Origin of the sequence: Halodesulfovibrio sp. MK-HDV (assembly GCF_009914765.1) — a bacterium.
Classification (GTDB): domain Bacteria; phylum Desulfobacterota; class Desulfovibrionia; order Desulfovibrionales; family Desulfovibrionaceae; genus Halodesulfovibrio.
In genome coordinates this window covers 193260-215017 of record NZ_WYDS01000003.1, presented here as the reverse complement: position 1 = coordinate 215017, position 21758 = coordinate 193260, and the positions used below count along the sequence as shown (strand labels likewise).

The following is a 21758-nucleotide window of genomic DNA, read 5'->3' as shown; positions in this document are numbered from 1 at the left end:
TCCGATATTAAATTGCGATATCAACAACGGATGAAGAGGTAAGGTTCATTGCGTTTGCTTCTTCGATATCAACATGAAATTCCAAAGCGGACTCATTGCTGACTCTAATTGCTACGTTATGAAAAATACCGCCTCGTACCCCGTCAAGCTCAATGCCGACTATTTGCCCATCCCGCACGCCATGCTCCGTTGCATCGTTTGAATGCATATGGATATGACGTTGAGCAACAATCAGCCCCTCTTTTGTCTGGACAGATCCTTTCGGACCTATAATTGTAATCCCCGGAGTTCCTTGTAGATCTCCGGATAACCTTGCAGGTGCCTTGACCCCTAATTTAAAGGAATCTCCCGCAAGAATTTCAACCTGGGTTTTACTGCGTACTGGTCCAAGCACTCGAACCTTCTCAATTGCACCCTTTGGGCCGCATATGGTTACAATTTCCTTGCATCCAAACTGCCCGGGTTGGGAGAGGTCTTTTAGCCTTGTCAGTTGGTACCCTTTCCCAAACAGCACATCCAAATCTTCCTGTGAAAGATGTACATGGCGATTGGAGATTCCGACTGCTATGCCCTCTTGGTGCGCTTCCGACTCATCAATTGCTGCTTCAACAGTTTTGAGGAGAAGTTTTAGCACCGCATCGTAGCTACTCATTTACGCTCCCTTGTGAAGAGCGTTAACCAGCGACGTAACCAAATCTATAAGGTGATCGTGTTCTATTGTGCTGCCAGTGTCAGAGCATCCACCCTTAGGAAACATGGTGTCTACAACAGGCTTCTTCGCGGTATATTCCGCGAGTTCAGGATAGTTGAACGTAGGATCATTTTCAGCAATTGTGCTGCAATCATGTAAACCGTACGCCACGCTCTTAATGTTAATAAGGTGCAGTGGTGTTACGTTTTCAGAGATTGAGCTGCCACCCCATGTTCCGCACCCGAGAGTGAAGGAAGGGGTAAGACCAGTGCTCACGCCGGTACCGCCGTGCGTGCCGCCTGTATTCACCAGAATTCTGGATGAAGGCTTTACACTGAATTCTTTTACGATATTTTCGTCTTCAGTATGCAGGCTCATTGTGTGCCCGATACCATTCTGAAGCAGCTTAATGCTCAACTTACATGCTTCGTGCCAGTCCTTAACGGTGTAGAACGCAAGTACTGTGGTGAGCTTTTCAAACGAGAGCGGGAAGCCATCCCCGACATCTTGCTGTTCGCCCATCAAGACTCTTGTTCCTTCCGGAATGGTGATCCCTGCGGCTGAAGCGATAACTTGCGGGGCTCTGCCCACAAATTGTGCATTCATCACATGGCCATTTTTAAACAGCAGTGAACATACTTTTTGTGTCTCTTCAGCAGACATAAAGTACGCACCCTGTTTTTTAAACTCAGCAACAGCAGCGTCTTTATTGCACTCTTCAACGATTACAGACTGTTCTGACGCGCAGATCGTACCGTAATCAAAGGTTTTACTGGCAATAATATTCTTCACGGCCTGAGGAATATTCGCTGTTCTTTCAATGTACGCTGGAGAGTTACCGGCGCCCACACCAAGAGCAGGTTTACCTGCGCTGTATGCGGCTTTGACCATACCGGGACCACCCGTAGCGATAATCATTTTGATTTCTTTAGAATGCATCAGCTCTTTTGTAGCAGGCATTGAAGGCTTGGAGACACAGGAGATAATACCCTGTGGTGCTCCAGCACTGACTGCCGCTTCGCACATGAGCCGTGCTGCTTCCATGGTGCATTTGCATGCAGCTGGATGCGGTGCAAAAACAATGGCGTTACGTGCTTTAATAGCAACCATTGCTTTATAGATTGTTGTGGAGGTAGGGTTTGTTGAAGGTGTAATCCCCATAAGCAAACCAACTGGTTCTGCTATTTCGATAACCTTACGAGCCCTGTCTTCACTAATAACACCGACAGTTTTCATGGGCTTGATTGCGTCATACAACAGCTGTGAAGCCATATGGTTCTTGTATGTCTTATCAGGCACATTGCCGAAGCCGGTTTCTTCAACTGCTAAACGGGCAAGCCGTACCGCATTCTCTCTTGCCACCTGCACCATGCAGCAGAGAATAGAGTCAATTAACTCATCGGTGTAACTTGCAATCTTTTCAGCAGCTATACTGCCCTGGCGGGCTAGATCCCGCGATTCCTGGACAGATAATAGATCGTAGTCCATTTTGTAGCTCCTCTAACATCTCATCATTTATTCAACGAAGCGTAGTAACGCTTGAAAACTTCCACCAGTGTGCGCTTTTTCACTTTGGAAAGTTTTTTGGATTCAATAGGGAGATCGGGATATTCACGAGCTAAGATTCGCAGTTTTGCTAATGTCAGCTTGGTTAATCCGGCAGCTACCCCATCAGCACCCTGCTCTGTCCACAATGCATCCACGTCTTTTTTACGTGCGACTGCACCCTTGGACATAACCGGTGCTTTTACGTTTTCCGGTTTGGAAACCGGAGGTGTCTGCCCAGCGGAAGGAAGGGCAGGCTTTGTTTTTTCAGAATCATTACCAGAATGTTTGCCGTCATTCTCAGCAGTGGTTTCTGTTACAGCAGTCGTTGTCGTATCCTTCGAAGTTGGTGGGAGTTCTGGCGTTACTTCAACAGAATCCTTCTTCGGTTCCGTAGAATCAACTTTCATTGATTCTACTTTTGACAACTCAATTTTTGATTGCTCAATATTTTGAGAATCTACTTTTTTAGATTCAACGTTTACCGTTTCCGGCTTGGTTGATTCAACCTGAGTTGGTGCGATCTTTTTCTGTGCAGCGTTGTTGACTTCAGGCTTACCCTTTTCAGATTTAGCAAGAGTCTCTTTCGCTACAACCGCAGTGCCTTTTGCCTCAGCGACTTCAGTCTTAGTCAGATCGGGTTTGACCAACTCAAATTCTGGTTCCGAGTCATTTACCTGTGCTTCAACAACACCGGACAATTCTGCGTCAGCATTATGTTTATTCTCTTCGCTTCTGCCAATCAGCGCTGAACTAAACATACTGTCGAACACTTCTTCATCCGGACGAGGAATCACATGACTGGAGTACAACGCATTGGCATCCAGCTGTAATAGAGCCGCCTTGGCAGCATCTACAGCAGCCGAAACCGCAGCCACATCACCGGTTACGGAAACAGAAACAAGTCCTGCACCGACGCAAGTTCTACCCAAAAGGCGAACGTTCGCGGCCTTAAGCATTACATCCGCACACTCAATGGCAGGGAGAAGTCCTTTTGTTTCAATCAAACCAAGTGACTTCATCTGTTATCCCTTTGACTGTGGAAATCTGGAGTAAAACAAACGAGCTTTGCCTGCTGCGTCCCAAACTACTTTTGCACCTGCCGGAATATAGAAAACGTCACCGGTTTCTGCTTTCACAGTCTGACCGTTAATGGTGATGTTTACTGTTCCTTCAAGTAAATGGCAGTTTGCTTCACAAGCAAAATCCTGTTCGAATCGGGAATGATCAATTTCAAAAAATCCAGATTGAATTCGACCATCGCCTTTACCGATTACTTCCTGAGAACACGCTTTTGCACCGGCTGTGCCGGTCTCAAACGGTTCCATCTCAATAGAATTACCTCGAACGATTTTTCCGCCGCCAACGGCTTCAGAAGTGAATCCTTTTCGAGTTAAATCTTTCAGAAATGCGTCAAGCATTCCTCGCTCATACATTGCTTTCAATGCTGAATAGATCAGATCACTGCTGATAGCCCCATCACATGATGATGCGGGAGTAGAATCATGTTCACATGCACGTTGCTGTGGTGCACCTACAACAATTTCTACGTCAGCAAGTTTTGCAGCATCTTTCGCAGAGGGGGTCAAAATAGTATTCGCATCGACATACAGTGTTGATTTGCCTTGTTTGATAAGGGTCTCAACGTCCTTTGCACAAACGACTTTTTTCATTTCTTCATACCTCCTTCTCTGTTTCTGCGCCCATAAAATTCAAACACATCTGTCACGGTACTTTGCTTACAGCAGTGCAGGTATCAACTTCTCTGAAGGAGAAGGAATAACCTCTGCATTTACCAGCAAGCCTTTTGTTTTCATTACTTCTTTTGCCTGATCAACGCCTGCACTTACCGCAGCCACATCACCGGTGAAAGTAAAGAATGCCTTGCCGCCCAAGCCTTGACCTAAGCGCAATTCAATAGGCTCTACATTCACAGCTTTAAGGACTGCGTCTGCAGCAATAACCATGGTTGATATGGAGAAAGACTCCACAATACCAATGGCACCCATATGTTCAGGCATTGTCGCGCCTGAAAGTGCAGGAAAAAGCTCCTGAGAAATGTTAGGGATCATGATAAAGTCGACCAGATATTCTCCGGCGTGCTCTTCACCAACCCTCACTGAGTTCTCCACGGAAGCAACGTCACCTGTGACAATGACAAAATATTTACCCGGACAAGTAGAGACTGCGGTAATAACATCAACTTCAGCGACCTTGATCATCTGATCGACGGTGTAGATACCCTTTGCAATACTTGTAAATTCAACCATTCCGATTGCGTTACCCATCTCAACCCCTTCTTATGACGATGTGATTATTCTCAATTCCGATAACGGTTCCGGCAATGCTTGAATGAACCGGAGCGCCGAGTTTGCCCTCAGCAGCAACGCCGATACACTGGCCTGCCTGCACATGGTCTCCAACAGAAACAGTCGGAATAGCAGGTGCACCAACATGGGAATCAATCGGAATGCAAACAGCCTCCGGCGCGCATACAACTTCCTGCAAAGGAGCAGCCTTGTCGTACGTGCTTAATCCCAACCGTGCTGTCAGACGCTTGCTCGGCACCTGACGGTATTCACGATTCTGCCGTGCAGCCGGCTCATTGCCGCTTGCCTGATAGCGAATATTCTGCTCAGCAAGATCACGCCTCAGCGCATCGTTTGCTAGCTTCGGATGCAGTCCGGCAGGACAGGAGAACAATTCGCAAAGGTTACACATGCAGCAAAGTTGCGCATGGCTTTTGCCTTCAACGTCATTAAGCCCATAGTTTTGAATTCGCATGGACTTATGAGGCTCGACATTATGCCCGATAAGGTAACGAGGGCATAAATCTGTACACATGCGACACTGCGCACATGCTGAAATATTAATGTGTCTTGCTTGTTCAATCGTGGTTGTTTTTTTGCGGATAAGAGAATGATCCTTTTTAAGAATCACAAAACCCTTATGCTTTTTACCAACATGACCACTCAGGTCAGTCATGACAGGTCCCATCATAGGGCCGCCGTCAATCACTGCGTAGTCGTCGAATGAATCAAGCCCGCTCTGCTTCAACACGTCCATAATCGGCGTGCCGACCGGAACTTTCACCGTCACTCTGTTCGGGATGTCCCCTGCAACAGTGATGAATTTTTCTGTTACCGGCAGACCTTTCGACGCGTTGAAAATGTTGAGAGCTGTTTCAGAGTTGATAACAACACACCCGACATTCAGCGGTATGCCTGCTTCCGGTACAGAACGTCCGGTCACGGTGTAGACTAAAATTTGTTCGTCGCCTGCAGGGTACACATCAGGAAGCGGTGTCACTTCTACAAACGGAGAGGCATTAAGTGCTTCAATGCGTTCCCGTAAAATGGAAATGACTTTCCCGTGCTTTTCTTTAATACACAGGTACGCTTTCTTTGCCCCTACGGCTTTTCCCGCACTCTGGAATCCCAGAATAATTTCATCAGGGTAGATTTCCATTAACTGCTGATCCACTCGCAATAACGGCTCGCACTCTGCGCCGTTAAGCAAAATGAATTCTGCGGTAGCGGAAAGTTTTACGTGGGTTGGAAATCCAGCACCACCTGCACCAATTACGCCTGCGTTATTAACTTGCTCAATCAGATTCACACGCATCTCCAAAACTTGGCAGCTCACAGTCATCATCGATAATGCCGACAATTACGGCATCCACAGGGATGTTGTCATCTTCCAACATTCTTCGGGCAGAAGATCCGGTTGTAATGATAACCCTGTCTCCGATTCCAGCACCGATGGTATCCACAACCATCATGCGCTCTCCGTTACGACTTCCACCAAGAAGTTCCACAAGCATCAGCTTGAAGCCTTTCAGAGTTTCCGCTTTGCGAGTTGACCAAACGCTGCCTATGAGTTCTGCAACTAGCATGCGTAATGTCCTTCTTTAAGCTTGAACTTAATCTCTGCCATTGCAGCTTCAACGGAAGCCGTGTCGCCCATAATGGCAAGCAGGATCATGTTCTGCGGGCAGTTGCCTTTGATATCTTCAACATCAACCCCAACGCTCTTCTCAGCAATATCCGCAGCAACAACCATATCGATCATTTTGCCCTGAATAAGACCGACCGCGTCGATTGGTTCATCTATTTCTGACTTACCGGAGCCTCTGCGCCGCAACAGAATGCTCAATGCTCCAGGAGACGGTGATTTAATTATGCGAAATTCCATAATGATACCCTTCTGAGCTATGCTTCCGCCTTACAGCTAAGAGCGATTCCTAACGGTGTGACGAACATTGGATTTTTTGGTTTATGCGTGTAGATACCAGTTCGTTTTTCAATGACGTCTTCAATCCCAGCCAAGCAGCATGTACCGCCAACGAGAGAAATTTCCTGAACATCGTACCCTTCGATATGAGTGTTGATGATGGTCGACATTTTTTCGATAACTGGTCGTAAAACTGGGAGAAGCTCTTTATGATTTTTAGCGTCGCGCTTAAAAGCATCAGCTTCATCAAAAGGCATTTTATATGCCCCGGAAATAACAAGGGAGAAATGGGTACCGCCCGTTGCTTCATCAGCAACATAGATAACTTTTCCATCCTTCAGGATGGAGATGCCGGTAGTGCCGCCACCGATATCAACCACGGCTCCATTAGAAATTTTAAGTACTTCGTTCGCTGCGGTCGGCTCATCAAGAAGCTGAGTCAATTCAAAGCCAGCGCTTTCCACAACGTTTCTGATTGCACCGGAATCCAGCCCGTCTGTTCCCGGAGGAATGGCAGAGGCAGCATAGAGTAATTCTGTGCCGAGTTTTTCTTCAACTTCTTCTTTCAACTCGCGGACAAGCTGCACAGCGCCGATATAATCCACAACCATTCCGTCGCGAACTACATCTGCGTATCTGTACGCACCGGCAACAGGTTTGCGGTTCTCATCAAGTACAGAGATAACCACACACGCTGTGCCCAAATCCACTCCTGTGTAATAGACAGAAGAACTATTCTTAATCGGCTTTTCAACTGCGTCTTCAAACTCTTGAACGAGCTGGTCGCAGAATTCAAAATTTACTCTTTTCTCTGACACTCTGTTCCTCCCAGTGCTGTGCATATCATTTGCGACAGAACGTTTCGGATCTGGTTGACCCGAACGCAGAAGTTGTTTTCATCGAGGCGAGTTCCGTAAAGTTCCAATACGGATGCTTCCAGCATGTGCATGGCACAGCGCAATTTATTCAGAAGCAAAATCTCTTTGCCATTGGGTGGACGCATATGTTCCGGAGTAATCTCGAAACAGTCTTCCAACGGGCTGGAAAAATTTTCTTTTGTGATGCCGTTGCACTCTTCAAATTCCAGATCCTGCAACTGTGCATCTTCATCAAGAATGGTCTGCATTGCAGCAACTTCTCGTTCAAGAGCGACAACACTTTGGGAAAGTTCAATATCTCGGCCCTGTAATTCACAGGCAATAAGAAGAAAGGTATTGGCGATGGATTTAAGCTCGCTGCGAAGTCGCTTCTTTTTCCAGTCGGGTTCGGTTTCAGCAGACTCGACAGCCGCAACAGCAGGCTTTTCAGCAGTTGAAGCTTGAAAGTACGTTGAAGAAGAAGATTCAGCGTGCTCAGAAGGAACACCGTCGATAAGGATGGTAATTCTTCTGTCATTCAGGAACTGACGTGCACCGGGAGTGAGTTTCATGTCCTTCGTAACATCGAAGTCCGTGAGGGCTTCTTTTCTATGCAATGCACGAAGGTCGTCTTCGGTAATAAACTTCATCTACTGTTCCTTTCACGTACGAGCATCAAACAGATGCTGTAATAACTCCGGAATCCCGCTTCCATTTGCCACACTGACATTGAAATATGGTTCCGAAACGCCAAAATGCTGTAACTGCTTCAGGCAAAATGCATTGTTTTCCGGCTTTACATCGCACTGGGTCACAACTCCGGTAACTGGGCATCCGAACACTTTTGCAAGTCCCGGAGCACCGGCAACTGAACGCTGTGACTGGCTGACAACAAACACCACATGGGATGCATTGTTCTGCGCTATGGAAATAAGATGGTTGTACATCCACGGGGTATCAAAATATCCACCCGGCACATCCACTGTATGTTTTCCATAAACAACTTCCTGCCCGCAGCGAACAGGTGAGCATCCAGAAAAAGGCACGTCACCGTGAACAGAATCATCATGCTGATTAAGCACGTTGGCGAGTGTCGTTTTACCGCTGCCTGTTGCCCCGATGAGCATGATTCGTCGTCGTATCATTCGCCGTATTACCAAACAGCCTAGGAGCGGGTAACAGTACCGGCGGTAAAGCCAAGATTGCGAGCAAGCACATCAACAACAGCCTGCAATGCAGTTTCCACGCTTTCAACGCTGCCTGTAAGAACAACAGAGCCAGTGAAACGGTCTAAAAAGCCGATCTCCACGTCTGCTGTTTTGGTGGCAATATCAGCGGCAATAATTGCGGTTTCAAAAGGAGACAGGGTCAAAATGCCCAGTGCGCCCTTTTCTTCCACGCCTAATCGCTCGTAAATATCCGGCATCGGAGCCGCGATTACGTGGGCGATTGTTACTTGCTTGCCGGGAACGGTTTCTTGAATGATTCGTTCCAACTCTTGGGATTGATTACTTTGCATCGTGAACTACCCTTAAATTTACCAACAAATTTACTCGCCATCCGGTTTTAAAACCCACCCTCTTTCCACAAATTCGCGGTCAAGGGGGCGTCCCCCTTGCGGGTGCAGGGCAGAGCCCTTGCCCGTCGGAGACTCGCCGAAGGCATGTTGCTTAATGTCGAATTACTGAAACTGGGAAATCGTGTGCTTTAAACTGGTTTTCAATTCTATCCAGATCAGCATCACCAAGGGCGAATTCACCTTTCATCGGGTAATCCCAGCCCAGCTGCTTGTATTTGTTCACGCCCATCTTGTGGTACGGAAGCATATCGACACCTTTGAAATTTTTACGTCCGAGGAATGGCTTTAAGAAGGCAATAAGCGCTTCAATATCCTCTGGTGCATCGTTCACATCTTTCATCAGCGGCAGACGGATTTTAACGTTATGACGCTTTTCAATAAGCGCTGTTACGTTCTCCAGAATGGTTTCGTTGCGCACTCCGGTCAGTTCGTAGTGCTTTTCTGAATTCATATGTTTGATGTCGAAGAGGAACAGGTCCACGAACTCAGCAGCTTTAAGCACTGCTTCTTGTCTTGCGTATCCGCAAGTTTCGATAGCAGTGTTGATGCCCCGCTGCTTACAGGTCATCAGTACGTTTGTAGCGAACTCTGGTTGCATCAGCACTTCTCCACCGCCTAAAGTAACACCACCGCCGGATACATCGTAAAAGGCTCTATCCTCTTCGATAATATCCATCACCTCTGAGGTGGTCTTCTTTTCACCGACGACGGAAAGTGCTGATGCAGCACAGACTTCTTCACATTTACCGCACCCTATGCAGTCAATGCTATCTGACATCTCATGCAGCGTTCCACCTGCCCCCATGGAATGAAGTCCCACAGGGCATACAGAGGCACACATGCCGCAATTGACGCAGAGATCCTGTTTGTAAAGGATCTGAAACTTACGTTTCTGGCCTTCGGGGTTTGAGCACCACTTACAACGCAACGGACATCCCTTGAAAAATACGAGGGTTCTAACTCCCGGACCATCGTACATGTTGTACTTCTGTACGTTGAAAATCAGTCCCTTTCTTTCAATCATGTCTGAATTAGATGTAGTCATGTGTACTCAAACCCCGTCTGGCTATATTTCTGTCAGCATGGTTCTGCTGATAATTTCGTCCTGAACGTCTTTGCAAAGCTCAACAAAGAATGCTGAGTAGCCTGCAACACGAACAACTAAATCACGATAGTTTTCCGGGCTCTTCTGAGCGTCGAGAAGAACATCGTTATCAAGGTAGTTAAACTGCATTTCGCCGTTGCCGAGCATGCTGGCGGTACGGATGAGAGTCAAAATACCCTCTTCACCCTGTGGTGTATCCAACAAGCCGGACATCAGCTTGAAGTTATGAACCATACCGATGTTCATGCTGTCGTTAGGCATTTTGGAAACAGATTTGATGATGGCTGTAGGGCCTTTGAAATCTGCGCCATGGCTTGGGCTGATACCGTCAGAAAGAGGCATCCAAGCTGCACGACCACCAGCAGATGCGCCGGTGAGCTGACCAAATGGGGTGTTGTTGGAAATGGACAGAGTACCGTGGCTCAATACTGAGTAGAGAGTTTTAAACTTGCGGTGTTCTGTTTCAGTAAAGTTAACAAGATCAGCAGCAATAAGGTCTGCGTAATCGTCGTCGTTACCGAACTTAGGAGCAGCAAGACAATCAGCTTTAATCTGCTCAAAACCAACGAAGTCAGCTTTAAGAGCTTCATTCATCTGATGAAGAGTGTATTTTCTTTCATCAAATACGAGGCGTTTGATTGCAGCCATTGAATCTGCGTAGGTAGCAAGACCACTCCAGATTACACCAGGACCAAAGTTGTACATTGCGCCGCCTGCGGAAACATCGCAGCCGTTTTCCATACAACCTTCGTACATGATGGACATGAGCGGCTTAGGAGCAAGCTCTTTATGAACACGCTGAGAGATAACGGTAGCGATGCTACTTTTCTCAGTGATGAATTTAATCTGTGCTTTAACAGCATCGTCGAACTGCTCGAAAGTCTGGAAGCTGCTGAGTTCGCCCATATCCGGACAAACCTGTTTGCCATACCAAAGCGGTACACCGTGGTTGAGAACAAGCTCAATACAAATAGGCCACTGGGTATATGCGGTGGATGTCCACTGGTAGAGACGACCGGATTTCTGCGGTTCTACACAACCCATGAGGCAGTAGTCGCGTGCGTCTTCAATGGAAACACCTTTAGCAAGCATCATCTTGATGTGGGTGTCATCAAAGTGAATTGCAGGGAAGCCCATGCCAGCGCGGATTACGTCAATAATCTTTCTGAGGTACTTCTGAGGGGATTTGTTATGTACGCGAGTTGCGAGTGATGGCTGGTACACTTTAACGTGGCGAACAGCATCCATAAGCAAGTAGGTAAGTTCGTTTGTAGCATCAAGGCCTTCGCGGGTTACACCGCCAACGCACATGTTAACAAACGGCTGGTAACCAGCGAAGAACTTAGAACCGCCTTCGTTAGTAATCCACATCATTTCAGACATTTTGATCAACATACAACCGGCAAGGTCGAATGCTTCATAGTCTGTCATGCGGCCAGCTTCGAGATCAGCTTTGTAGTACGGGTACATGTACTGATCGACTCGACCAATAGACATACCAGTCTGGTTTTCTTCAACAACCAGAAGGGACTCAATAGTCCATACAGACTGAATTGCTTCGCGGAAAGTAGAAGGCTTATGAGCAGGAACACGTGCGTTCACTTCAGAAATCTGCATCAATTCAGCTTTACGCTGAGGATTCATTTCCTGCTGTGCAAGCTGTGCTGCGTATTCTGACATTCTACGTGCGTAGATCATAAGACCTTCTGCAGTATCAATCAGCGATTTGTAGAAGTAAATTTTTTCGATATCTTCAGGGTTCTTGTAGTCCAATGTAGCAAGATGTTCGTTTGCTTCACGCTGAACATCGAGCATACCTTTGTTCATCAGGATAACGTCGTAACCAGGGTTGGAGTCACCACCACCGTTTACTGCGTGGTATGAACAATCGGATACGTAAGATTCGCCTGAAATTTCCCAAAGACCTGCTTCGCGGTACTGATCTTCACAATATTCATCAACGGATTTGCCAGCCCAGTACGGGAACAGCTCTTCACGCATGATTTTTTTGTCTTCTTCAGAGATGAAGAAAGGATCCTGACTACGAGTGCTGATGGTGTCGATTTCATCTGCCACCCAGCGCCATGCGATATCTGGAGAGAAAGCACCGGCACGAGGCGCGCCACAAGGTGCACCAACGATAAGTTCGTCATTCTGGATAACCAGAGGAGCAGTCTCACAACAATGCTTAAAGCATTTTGCACGAAGCAAAATTTTAGGCATGCCCGGATTTTCTTTAGCAATTTTAGTAATTGCACGAGCACGGTGAGTGGTGATGGTTGGAACCTGCTTAAGGAAGTTTTCTCTCAAGCGAACCTGACGATCTGTAGGGCCGTCAGGGATTTCAGTACCATGTGTAGTTGGAGCAAATTGAACAGGGGTGCCGTTGGCAGCCTGACGGTTCAAAATATCTTCAGTTACTTCTTCGAACATTTTTTTCAAAGAAGTACGTTCTTCCGGAGTCATGTTTTTTGTAGCTTCAGCAAGCTGATTTGATAAGTCCCGAATATCCACTACTACCTCACTTATATTTGAAATTTTTCAGAGTTAATTGTCGGCATTAGAGCTCTCCAATAGCCTCTTTCAAAATGCGATGTACTGCCTGCAATGAATTGGAGCTGAAATCACCAGAAGATACAGGTTCGACAAACTTTGCTGCCGGAGTATCTTTATGGAAAACTTCTGCATCCATTGATTCAACACCACGCACGCCGTATCCGACTTTGCGAAGGTAAATCAGGTTCATTGGCGATACGTTATCTGATGTAAAGCCCTTGCCTGCTGAGCCGCTGCCCAGAGTCATGGAAGGGAATAAATTCGTTGTTGCGCCCATGCTGCCAAACGCTGCAGGAGTGTTAACCAACACCCTGCCCACCGGCTTTTTAAGCGCAAACTGAGTAATTACATCTTCATCTTTTGAATGGATAACCAGAGTGTGCCCGCAGCGATCGCTAAGCAGCAGCTCTATGCATTTTTCGCATGCATGCATCCAGTCAGGCTCAATGTAAAAGCCAAGAACAGGACACAATTTTTCGCGAGAATACGGGTCAAATTCAGACACATATTTTCGAGCTGCGACCAATACAGTGGTGTTATCCGGTACTGAAAAACCGGCTTTACGTGCTATTTTGACGGCCGGTATCCCAATCAGATCATGATTTGGTTTTCCGTCGGAATGAAAAAGTAAAGATCCAAGCGTGCTAGCTTCGTTTTCAGACATAAAGTATGCGCCATTGCTTTGCAGTGCGCTTTTTACTTCACCAGCAATGCAACCATCGACAACAATGGACTGCCCTGCTGCTGAAACAACGCCGTAATCAAATGTTTTACTGGCGATAATGTCTTTAGCAGCCTGTTGAATATCTGCCGTGCGTTCAATAAATGCCGGACCATTGCCAGCACCGCCGTAAATAAGCGGCTTGCCGGATTTGCTTGCAGCGTCAAGCATACCGGGAACGCCCGTATTCAGAATGAGAGAGACTTCTTTGTGCTCCATCAGTTCCACGGTTCCGCTGGAAGCCACTGTATGCAAGTACGACAGTGCCCCTTCTGGAAGCCCGTGTTTCTGGGCAGCCTCAATCATAATATCAAGAGTCTTACTGATTGTTTTTTTCGCTCTCGGGTGTGGAGAGAAGACAATGGCATTGCCCGACTTAATTGCAATCAATGCTTTGTAGATTGTTGTTGAAACCGGACTAGTTGCCGGACACAACGCAACAATTACACCTACAGGAACCCCGACGTCTTTTGTCTGTTTCTCTCGGTCTTCACCGATGATACCTACGCAGCGCATTCCTCTCAACGCTCTGCGGGCAAAGCCACAAACGAACTCGTTTTTAATGAGCTTATGTTGCCAGTCGCCATAGTCCGTTTCATCATGGGACATCATAGCGAGAGCTTGTGTATGTTGTTCAAGCTCATCGGCCATACTCTCAACAATAACGTCTAGCTTTTCCTGAGAAAACGCCGCGAGCAGCTTCTGAGCTTCATACGCGTTTTCTGCAAGAATTCTGGCTTCCTGTATCGAGAGCAAATCATTGTCTATAATTGTCATCAAAGGCACTCCCACCAAGCTACAATCGTTCCTGAAAAACCGTATCTGCTGTTACTATGGAAGCAGTTTGTCCAAAGAGTAACGATTTGTAATTTTGTAAATATCCTGATGCGGTGAAGGGATAACAATGGAGCTGTGAACTTCAGCACCAAGTCTCTGCACAGCACCAACGCCAGCTTCTACAGCGGAGTTACAGGCAGAAACATCACCCTGAACCAGTACAGAAATGTAACCGGATGCGGTGTTCTCGTAGCCAACCAACTCAACGTTTGCTGCTTTAAGCATTGCATCTGCTGCTTCCAGCACATACACGAGACCAAAAACTTCAAGTAAACCCAGTGCGCTTGCTCTACTCATTATGCTTACTCCACATCAATATCGTGCACGGAAACAATGTCGCCAACTCGTGGCTCAGGACGTGCCATTACGTTTTTTGCTGTCACTGTTCCAATTTTAGCCGCTGCAGCTGCACCAGCTTCTACAGCTGCCTGAACAGCCGCTACGTCGCCCTTTACCATTACGGTAACGAGGGTAGAACCAATGTTTTCATATGAAATCAGCTCTACGTCTGCTGCTTTAAGCATGCAGTCTGCGCCGTACAACGCTGGAACCATGCCCAGTGTTTCAATGAGACCCAATGCATTTTCACCGTGATAACGCATGAAATGTTCTCCTTTGTTGTGGTTAACTCTGCTGTAATAAGAGTGAGTTATTATAAACTTCCCCTTAGGGCAGACTTTTTGGTAAAAAACAGCGCAAGCTTTCAGGCTGATAACAACGAAGAACATATCTCACGTGGATATTCAGCTATTTCAGGCAGAAGCCTGAACACGACACTGCTTGTGTTTGTTTTTTATTTGGAAGCGCTAGCCGGGAGAACGGTCTCAACATCTGAATGTGGACGAGGGATCACATGAACAGACATAACCTCGCCAACACGCTGGGCAGCAGCAGCTCCGGCATCTGTTGCAGCCTTTACAGCACCAACATCACCTCTAACCATGACAGTCACTAATCCCGCACCAATGGATTCTCTTCCCACTAAGGTAACGTTCGCAGCTTTCACCATGGCATCAGCAGCTTCTATTGACCCAACCAGTCCTTTTGTTTCGACCATGCCTAACGCATCATTCTTACTCATTTGACACTCTCCTTCACTATCCGGTTACATTGTTGTCGGTATGCATCGGCTCTAACTGCTTGATGCACCACCTCTTCAGCATGTCCTAACCACTCAAAATTGTGCGGAGAATACATGCTGAAAGAATAAACCAACTCACTAATTTCATACCAAGCCGTAGCGGGTTCACATTAAAATCGTAAACAAAAAAGGATGTTACGAAGATAAATTTTGAACAGTTACAAATACAGGTACATACATAGAAAGGGGAAACGCGGTATCGAATGCAGTGCCACTTCAGTCGCTTCTACTTTTGATCAAAAAACAATTTGATACATGCAGAAGCCGTTAGTATTCGGCACAATTCTTACGTTTTAAACAAGTAACACTTCAAAATAGTAAAGAAATTTTCGTAAAAGATTCACGAACCTTTTTTGAGTGTGCGTAACCGTAGCCCTGCCCCCTAGGGGGAAGGTCAAGATTTTTCTCTAAAACTTTCTATTTAGACACAATGTTGATTATTTACAGTTAGTTATAATAAAAGTGTTGTTAAAAAAATTTATATTGAGTTTTTTTGGAAAATTGTATGACCTCTTCTGTTTTGCTGCTTCATTCGAGAAAAAAATCTCTATTTACGTGACAAGTAACGCATTGTTTTTAAAACAAAATGAAACTGTTATACGCGAAAATGAAAACAATGATGCATCATGCTGTATAGAGTTTTCGAACAAAGCATAAAATCAGCGTGACGTCAGAGAGCTTCTACATAAACGCAACAAGAATAGTTTGTTACATGCAACGCATTGAACAAAAAAAAAGCTCTTACACTTTCGTGTAAGAGCTCGAATTACTTAGCGTCACTAAACGTGACTAGTATCCCTGCTGCCTACTGCTTGCCATCTGGCTTCTGCCATCCGTTGAGAATAACTCACTAGCTCAACAGATAAACCAGAAAAGGATGCAAACATTCATACTACAAACTTTTCAAACCTACCCATCAACAATCTTAAGAGTACGCATCTTACGAAACAAGGTTTTTCGATCAATCTGAAGCGTGGTAGCTGTTGCCATACGGCGCCAGTCGTTACGCTTAAGCACGTCAACAATGTATTGCCTTTCAAAACGTGCAATGGCTCGGTCTAACGGCTCTTGAGGAATGGAATTCTGTCTGGCTATATCTTTTCCGCTAATTATTTGCTCTCCGCCAAGAATGAGTGTGCCAAGGTGGAGGTATTGATGCAGGGCATTTTGTAGCTCACGAATATTCCCCGGCCAATCGTAGGCAATAAAGGCATTCAGCACCTCGGTTGTAATAGATGGGCAATCGTCCTGACGGGAGAACATACGCATGAAGTGCTCGATAAGCTGCGGAATGTCTTCTTTTCGATCCCGTAATGGCGGAATGTAGATAGGCACAACATGTATCCGGTAATAAAAGTCACTTCGCATGGCTCCGTCACGCACAAGCTCCATCAAATCACGGTTTGTTGCAGCTACAATTCGTGGCTTAACATGCACAACGCCAGTTCCTCCCACAGGAGTAAACCCGCCGCCCTCAATGGCTCGAAGTAGCTTAATTTGCCCAAGATGGCTTATCTCTCCTAGCTCATCAAGAAACAACGTACCGTTATCTGCCTGCTCTAAAAAACCTCTCCGGTTTGCCACAGCACCGGTAAACGCACCTTTTTTATGACCAAAAAATTCACTTTCAAATAAATGCTCTGGAACGGCTCCGCAGTTTACTGGAACAAAATTACCGTTAATTCGTGTGCTGTGATCATGCACAGCGCGCGATACCAGTTCTTTACCGGTTCCGGATTCTCCGTACACAATAACATTGTCATCAGTTCCTGCCGCTTTAAGAATCATTTCATAGAGATTCTGCATCGGTTCAGAATCACCTACGATATTTTCAAAATAATGCGCCTGCATTTTCTTTTTCAGCACAGAGTTTTCTTTACGGATGCCGAGCTCTTGCGTTTTACTTTTTGTAGCATCGGAAATGAAGCCCTCTACGGCATACACAGTGCCGGACTCATCATACAACCCAACGCCCTGCTCACGAACCCACTTGGTTTCGCCACTTTTTAAGGCAATGCGGTATTCACACTCAAAGCGTTCTTTAGCTTTCAATGCCTCCGCGATTCTGTTTCGGATACTCTCCTGATCTTTCTCCAGAACAACGGACATAAAAGGCTTAGCGTTTGTGCCAGTAAAATAGTCCGCAGAATACCCTGTGAGTGACTTTGTACCCACGCTCATAAGCTGCATTGTTCGGTCATTATCCATATGCCCACGGTATGCGATGCCAAACAAGTTATCCATCAATGTTGAGAGCTGTCTGTTTTTTTCAGAAAGCTGCTCACTTATTATGTTCTTCTGTTGTTCTAAAACTTCACGCATATCTTTAAGCTGAAGATGTGTTTGTACCCGCGCCATCACTTCTGTCTGGTGAAAAGGCTTAGTCACATAATCTACACCACCCGCTGCAAAAGCTCGGGTTTTCTGAAGTGGGTCATGCACACTGGAAATAAAAATTATCGGAATAGAGCTTGTTACGTCATTCTGCTGCAACTTTTCGCAAACGGTGAAACCGTCCATATCAGGCAGCATAATATCCAACAAAATGATGTCTGGTGAATGCTTAAACGCGTTTTTCAAAGCGGATTCACCAGTTTTTGAAACCAGCAAATCGTATTCTGTCTGGAGATTTTTTACCAGCACCCGCAAATTAATAGGGTTATCATCAACCACCAGAATAATTGGTTTATCTTTCATAGTACCATCTCTATCCATGTACTTTTGCCTGTTCACACTGCAATAAATACAAGTGTGCTTTATCGTATTCATAATCCATTACTAACGCATCCAACGTCGCAAAATCACAGGATGGCAGCAAAGGCTCTACCTGTGGAAGCAACTCTTCTATTTTTAACGGATTGGTTAGCTCCAAAGCGCTTGCTAGTTCCATAATCAGGGCCTGGTCAGCATCATTCAATATATCTGCTACATCTGTGCGTTCTTCAGGTGTTTCTTTATCAGGAATCATGGTGTGAATTTCTTCTACAACAAATTGTAATTCCCGCTCAAGCGTCGCCAACAATTCATCTACTGCTGACGAATTACCGACGCCGTTTGTCAGCCCGCCCGCGTGTAATTCTATTCTTTTTGCTAATGCCGCACACTCACCGGCTCCAACATTGGCTGCCGCACCTGTCAACGCGTGGGCTTCACTTTCCAGCCTGTTGTAGTCATGTTCAATTCGTGCGCTGTGCATCATGCTGACAGAATTTCCATGCTCTTTGGCAAACTGCTTCAGAAGCACATCATACTCAACCTGTGGAAGCCCGAGACGGCTAACCACCTCACTATCTATAGATGACGGTAAAATAAGACATGAAAGAGGTGCCTCAGGAGAGGCAACATAGTTATCGCCAATACTGGAATTCCCGAGCGCAGCGGTCATAACCGAATACAAAGAATCTTTCCCGAATGGTTTTGTCAGGAAGAACTCCATACCGGCCTTTTGCATACGTTGGCGGCTTCCCTTAATGGCATGTGCCGTCAACGCAACTATCGGAATATCTGTGATGCCGAGCTCATTACGGATGGCGGTAGCGGCCTCACAACCGTCCATCCGAGGCATCTGCACATCCATCAGAATGACATCATATGTATTCTCACGCACAGCTTCCACGGCATCGTACCCGTTCGCCACAAAGGTCAGATCAGCTCCCGTAGGATCTAGCAAAAGCTTTAAGATATCGCGGTTGGTCTGGGTATCCTCTGCAATAAGAACATCTACACCCTTAAATGCACTCTGATCGGAATGCTCGGTAAACGGCGTTGCAACTTCCAACGGCACAAGAGGTTCTGCTCCAAAAATATTACACAGAGCATGTTGCAACATTCTATGTGTTAATATCTCGGTGAATAAATGTACCTGTTTGGGAAGTGATCGTTTTGAAAGGGAAAGTTTGTCATTCTTTGCTGCCAGCATCAGCACTGGAATGTCGTCATTTGTGCCGGAACTGAACAACCGTTCCGGTCTCTCGGATGCAGCAATATTATGTCCGATACAAATAACATCCGGCTTAGGAGCGTCAGACTCCAAGCGCTGTATGGCGGCATCAACGCCGTATGCTATCTCTGCATCAACAGAAGCAAAGTTGAAATGGCGTTTCATGGCCATGCCGGAACGTTCGGATTTTGTAACAAGCAACGCGGTAAGGTCTGCAAGTTCTTCTGGAACAGGTGGTTGTTCCATCGCGTCTTTTTGGAGCAAGACAGGAACGGAGAACACAAACAGCGTCCCCTTGCCTTCCTCAGATTCTACTCGAATTTCACCGCCCATGCTTTCCACAAACCGTTTGCAAATACTCAGCCCCAGCCCTGTTCCGCCATAGCTGTACAAGTCGTTTCCAGAAAGCTGCTGGAACGGAACAAACAGCTGATCAAGGGAATCCTCCGGAATGCCGATGCCTGTATCCTGCACATAGCAACGCAACCAAATTTCCTGCTCACCTTTCATATGGTAATCGAATGACAGTGTAATCGTACCGCCGGAAGGGGTGAACTTGAGAGCGTTACTGGCTATATTCAAAATAATCTGCTGTAACTTTCCAGAATCACCGATCAGTTTTGCCGGAACCGTTGGCGGCAGATCAACAATAAATTCTAAATCCTGCGCAGCTGCACGCGCCAAGACAAGGTTACAAACCCGCTGTACGCAGTGATCAAGCATAAACGGCACGCGTTCCAGCACCACATGTCCTGCTTCAATTTTGGAAAAGTCCAGCAGGTCATTAATGATGTCCAACAGAGTGAAAGACGAATCAAGAATATTGCGCAAATATTTACGCACGACTGATGAGGATTCCAGCGACCGAACGTGTTCTGTAAATGCGATAATGGCATGAAGCGGAGTACGCAGCTCATGGCTGATACTGGTAAGGAACTGGCTTTTTGCTTTTGTTGCTGCGTCTGCATCTTCTTTAGAGCGTTGCAATTCTTCGTTCATACTTTGCAGATCCCGGGTTCGTTCTTCAACACGTGACTCAAGCTCAAGATTCGCCTTACTGAGCATCTCCTCGTACTGCATCCGTGTGGTAACGTTTCGGACTGAACCCACAAATTCCATTGGTTCGCCAAAGCTATTACGTAAATATTTACCTGTCACAGAACAACAAAGCTGCTCTTCTGACGATTGAAATACGAAGGCATAATCTTCTAGCTCACCTTCTTTACGCAGCACAGCCCACATGTCTTCCAGCACGGGCTGTTCAATGAAATCGGAGACAAAAAGACGTTGCGCTTCCTCAGGAGTGCACCCAAAAACGCGCTGCACTGAAGGGCTTATCTCCAGAATTTTTCCATCCAGCGTTGCCTGAAAATACACATCCTGAATATTCTCAAAAATACGCCGGTACCGTTCTTCACTTTTTCGAAGAGCAGCTTCTACACTGTCCCGCTTCGTGAGTTCCCGATTCAGTTCAAACGTCTGTTGCTCCACAATTCGTTTAAGGGAAATATTCCATAGCAACGTAAAGCACGTGGCAACCATTAAACTTAAAAAACAAGCAATCATAACAGCAATTGCACTGTTTGACATGGCACTGTTTTCAGTAACTTTAACCCACTTGCCCGTGATTGCGTTTTGTTCTTCCGGCGTAATGCGCTTCAAGGCTTTATTTAAAATATCGCGCAAAATTTGAAGATCTTTCCGAACTCCCATTGTAATGCCGGAATTTAAGGCAACACCGCCGCCCACCTGCAAGTTAAGAATGCCGCTCTGCTTAATTTTGTGCGTGATGCTGAACTGAAAATCAACCATAGCATCTGCCTGTCCGAAGGAAACGTGCTGCAACCCTTCCTGACTGTCTTCAACCACATCAAGCTTAATATCTTTATTGAATTCTTCCAGATAATCGTGCCAGACATACCGCTTCACTACCGCAACTGTCTTTCCCTTAAGGTCGGACAGCGTCAAATCTTCACCACTGCCGCGTTGCACAACAATGATACCCGGCATGGCAATATATGGTTCGGTAAAGGTAAGAAACTTAGAACGACTGGGGCTCTGGGCAAGGGCTGCAAGCATATCAAGTTTGCCAGCCTTAACTTCGGCAAGGACGCTGGGCCAGTCTCCGGCAACTGAGATATTGAAACTAAGTCCGGTCAATTTTTCGAGAATACGCAAGTAGTCGCTGGCAACTCCGGTATAACGCCCTTTGTCGTCCAGCCCTTCTATGGGAAAGAAGTTTTTATCCACACCAACATTTACAGTGTAGTTTTTGGACAACCAGTCACGTTCTTCGTCTGAATAGTTTGCCCAGACGAATTCTTTATTCTCAATAATCTTTTCTACCGCAGCTTCGCTATCATTAAGATGCTCCAGTACTTTCTGATACGTAAAATGTAACCCTATCAAAAGAAAGATTACGCCAAGAATAAGTAAATACCGCAACCGCATGTTGTTTCTCCTACAATCAATACAATGCCTTCGCCAAACAAGCGTTCTGTAAGCATCCTGAAAAAACGGCGAACAGTATCTGCCGAAGGCATTCTATCCTTC

General features: G+C 46.1%; 19 protein-coding genes and 1 pseudogene. All 20 read right to left on the bottom strand.

The genetic code is table 11. The features are described 5' to 3' along the window. Positions 1 to 7: 7 nt before the first annotated feature. Positions 8 to 652: a phosphate propanoyltransferase gene (locus tag MKHDV_RS03630; RefSeq protein WP_160712352.1), complete on the bottom strand. Its 645-nt coding sequence runs from the start codon at positions 650 to 652 to the stop codon at positions 8 to 10. Then, positions 653 to 2179 carry an acetaldehyde dehydrogenase (acetylating) gene (locus MKHDV_RS03625; protein WP_160712350.1) on the bottom strand — a complete coding sequence of 509 codons (1527 nt, stop codon included), beginning with the start codon at positions 2177 to 2179 and terminating at the stop codon, positions 653 to 655. A gap of 827 nt (positions 2180 to 3006) precedes the next feature. After that, positions 3007 to 3258 (bottom strand): annotated as a pseudogene (locus tag MKHDV_RS18840) (BMC domain-containing protein); the annotation flags it as partial. A gap of 3 nt (positions 3259 to 3261) precedes the next feature. Then, complete coding sequence (locus MKHDV_RS03615; RefSeq protein ID WP_160712346.1) at positions 3262 to 3909, bottom strand: cupin domain-containing protein; 648 nt, start codon at positions 3907 to 3909, stop codon at positions 3262 to 3264. Between the two features lie 66 nt (positions 3910 to 3975). Further along, positions 3976 to 4524, bottom strand: a complete 549-nt coding sequence (locus tag MKHDV_RS03610; RefSeq protein ID WP_160712344.1) for a BMC domain-containing protein — start codon at positions 4522 to 4524, stop codon at positions 3976 to 3978. Position 4525: 1 nt separating this feature from the next. Next, a complete protein-coding gene (locus tag MKHDV_RS03605) occupies positions 4526 to 5860 on the bottom strand; it encodes a 4Fe-4S dicluster domain-containing protein (protein ID WP_254060402.1) in 1335 nt (444 codons plus the stop codon). Beyond that, entirely contained in the window at positions 5841 to 6131 is a 291-nt protein-coding gene (locus MKHDV_RS03600; RefSeq protein WP_160712340.1) for a EutN/CcmL family microcompartment protein, read from the bottom strand. The genes MKHDV_RS03605 and MKHDV_RS03600 overlap by 20 nt, the downstream gene beginning before the upstream one ends. Then, complete coding sequence (locus MKHDV_RS03595) at positions 6125 to 6430, bottom strand: BMC domain-containing protein (RefSeq protein WP_160712338.1); 306 nt, start codon at positions 6428 to 6430, stop codon at positions 6125 to 6127. The genes MKHDV_RS03600 and MKHDV_RS03595 overlap by 7 nt, the downstream gene beginning before the upstream one ends. A gap of 17 nt (positions 6431 to 6447) precedes the next feature. Continuing rightward, positions 6448 to 7287, bottom strand: a complete 840-nt coding sequence (gene eutJ, locus MKHDV_RS03590; RefSeq protein WP_160712336.1) for an ethanolamine utilization protein EutJ — start codon at positions 7285 to 7287, stop codon at positions 6448 to 6450. Next, positions 7269 to 7976 carry a hypothetical protein gene (locus tag MKHDV_RS03585; RefSeq protein ID WP_160712334.1) on the bottom strand — a complete coding sequence of 236 codons (708 nt, stop codon included), beginning with the start codon at positions 7974 to 7976 and terminating at the stop codon, positions 7269 to 7271. The genes eutJ and MKHDV_RS03585 overlap by 19 nt, the downstream gene beginning before the upstream one ends. A gap of 12 nt (positions 7977 to 7988) precedes the next feature. Then, complete coding sequence (locus MKHDV_RS03580) at positions 7989 to 8471, bottom strand: EutP/PduV family microcompartment system protein (protein ID WP_160712332.1); 483 nt, start codon at positions 8469 to 8471, stop codon at positions 7989 to 7991. A gap of 20 nt (positions 8472 to 8491) precedes the next feature. Beyond that, positions 8492 to 8845, bottom strand: coding sequence for an ethanolamine utilization microcompartment protein EutS (gene eutS / locus MKHDV_RS03575; RefSeq protein ID WP_160712330.1), 354 nt, complete (start codon positions 8843 to 8845; stop codon positions 8492 to 8494). A gap of 151 nt (positions 8846 to 8996) precedes the next feature. Then, a complete protein-coding gene (gene cutD / locus MKHDV_RS03570; RefSeq protein WP_160712328.1) occupies positions 8997 to 9950 on the bottom strand; it encodes a choline TMA-lyase-activating enzyme in 954 nt (317 codons plus the stop codon). A gap of 21 nt (positions 9951 to 9971) precedes the next feature. Then, the gene (cutC, locus tag MKHDV_RS03565; protein WP_160712326.1) at positions 9972 to 12524 is read right to left on the bottom strand and encodes a choline trimethylamine-lyase; all 2553 of its coding nucleotides are present in this window, start codon (positions 12522 to 12524) and stop codon (positions 9972 to 9974) included. Between the two features lie 46 nt (positions 12525 to 12570). After that, on the bottom strand, positions 12571 to 14064 hold the full coding sequence (locus MKHDV_RS03560) for an aldehyde dehydrogenase family protein (protein WP_160712324.1): 1494 nt from the start codon (positions 14062 to 14064) through the stop codon (positions 12571 to 12573). Positions 14065 to 14118: 54 nt separating this feature from the next. Then, positions 14119 to 14421 (bottom strand): BMC domain-containing protein, encoded by a 303-nt coding sequence (locus MKHDV_RS03555; RefSeq protein WP_160712322.1) that lies wholly within the window; start codon positions 14419 to 14421, stop codon positions 14119 to 14121. 5 nt (positions 14422 to 14426) lie between these two features. Continuing rightward, positions 14427 to 14726: a BMC domain-containing protein gene (locus MKHDV_RS03550; RefSeq protein WP_160712320.1), complete on the bottom strand. Its 300-nt coding sequence runs from the start codon at positions 14724 to 14726 to the stop codon at positions 14427 to 14429. A gap of 191 nt (positions 14727 to 14917) precedes the next feature. Beyond that, positions 14918 to 15205: an ethanolamine utilization microcompartment protein EutM gene (gene eutM / locus MKHDV_RS03545; RefSeq protein WP_160712318.1), complete on the bottom strand. Its 288-nt coding sequence runs from the start codon at positions 15203 to 15205 to the stop codon at positions 14918 to 14920. A gap of 969 nt (positions 15206 to 16174) precedes the next feature. Then, the gene (locus tag MKHDV_RS03540; protein ID WP_160712485.1) at positions 16175 to 17962 is read right to left on the bottom strand and encodes a sigma 54-interacting transcriptional regulator; all 1788 of its coding nucleotides are present in this window, start codon (positions 17960 to 17962) and stop codon (positions 16175 to 16177) included. A 10-nt stretch (positions 17963 to 17972) separates the two neighbouring features. Next, entirely contained in the window at positions 17973 to 21656 is a 3684-nt protein-coding gene (locus tag MKHDV_RS03535) for an ATP-binding protein (protein WP_160712316.1), read from the bottom strand. Positions 21657 to 21758 lie beyond the last annotated feature (102 nt).

What these genes read in the sequence shown, in the direction of transcription:
- MKHDV_RS03630 (WP_160712352.1), bottom strand. Translation starts at nt 652, where the DNA reads ATGAGTAGCTACGATGCGGTGCTAAAACTTCTCCTCAAAACTGTTGAA.
- MKHDV_RS03625 (WP_160712350.1), bottom strand. Translation starts at nt 2,179, where the DNA reads ATGGACTACGATCTATTATCTGTCCAGGAATCGCGGGATCTAGCCCGC.
- MKHDV_RS03615 (WP_160712346.1), bottom strand. Translation starts at nt 3,909, where the DNA reads ATGAAAAAAGTCGTTTGTGCAAAGGACGTTGAGACCCTTATCAAACAA.
- MKHDV_RS03610 (WP_160712344.1), bottom strand. Translation starts at nt 4,524, where the DNA reads ATGGGTAACGCAATCGGAATGGTTGAATTTACAAGTATTGCAAAGGGT.
- MKHDV_RS03605 (WP_254060402.1), bottom strand. Translation starts at nt 5,860, where the DNA reads ATGCGTGTGAATCTGATTGAGCAAGTTAATAACGCAGGCGTAATTGGT.
- MKHDV_RS03600 (WP_160712340.1), bottom strand. Translation starts at nt 6,131, where the DNA reads ATGCTAGTTGCAGAACTCATAGGCAGCGTTTGGTCAACTCGCAAAGCG.
- MKHDV_RS03595 (WP_160712338.1), bottom strand. Translation starts at nt 6,430, where the DNA reads ATGGAATTTCGCATAATTAAATCACCGTCTCCTGGAGCATTGAGCATT.
- MKHDV_RS03585 (WP_160712334.1), bottom strand. Translation starts at nt 7,976, where the DNA reads ATGAAGTTTATTACCGAAGACGACCTTCGTGCATTGCATAGAAAAGAA.
- MKHDV_RS03580 (WP_160712332.1), bottom strand. Translation starts at nt 8,471, where the DNA reads ATGATACGACGACGAATCATGCTCATCGGGGCAACAGGCAGCGGTAAA.
- eutS (WP_160712330.1), bottom strand. Translation starts at nt 8,845, where the DNA reads ATGCAAAGTAATCAATCCCAAGAGTTGGAACGAATCATTCAAGAAACC.
- cutD (WP_160712328.1), bottom strand. Translation starts at nt 9,950, where the DNA reads ATGACTACATCTAATTCAGACATGATTGAAAGAAAGGGACTGATTTTC.
- MKHDV_RS03560 (WP_160712324.1), bottom strand. Translation starts at nt 14,064, where the DNA reads ATGACAATTATAGACAATGATTTGCTCTCGATACAGGAAGCCAGAATT.
- MKHDV_RS03555 (WP_160712322.1), bottom strand. Translation starts at nt 14,421, where the DNA reads ATGAGTAGAGCAAGCGCACTGGGTTTACTTGAAGTTTTTGGTCTCGTG.
- MKHDV_RS03550 (WP_160712320.1), bottom strand. Translation starts at nt 14,726, where the DNA reads ATGCGTTATCACGGTGAAAATGCATTGGGTCTCATTGAAACACTGGGC.
- eutM (WP_160712318.1), bottom strand. Translation starts at nt 15,205, where the DNA reads ATGAGTAAGAATGATGCGTTAGGCATGGTCGAAACAAAAGGACTGGTT.
- MKHDV_RS03540 (WP_160712485.1), bottom strand. Translation starts at nt 17,962, where the DNA reads ATGAAAGATAAACCAATTATTCTGGTGGTTGATGATAACCCTATTAAT.
- MKHDV_RS03535 (WP_160712316.1), bottom strand. Translation starts at nt 21,656, where the DNA reads ATGCGGTTGCGGTATTTACTTATTCTTGGCGTAATCTTTCTTTTGATA.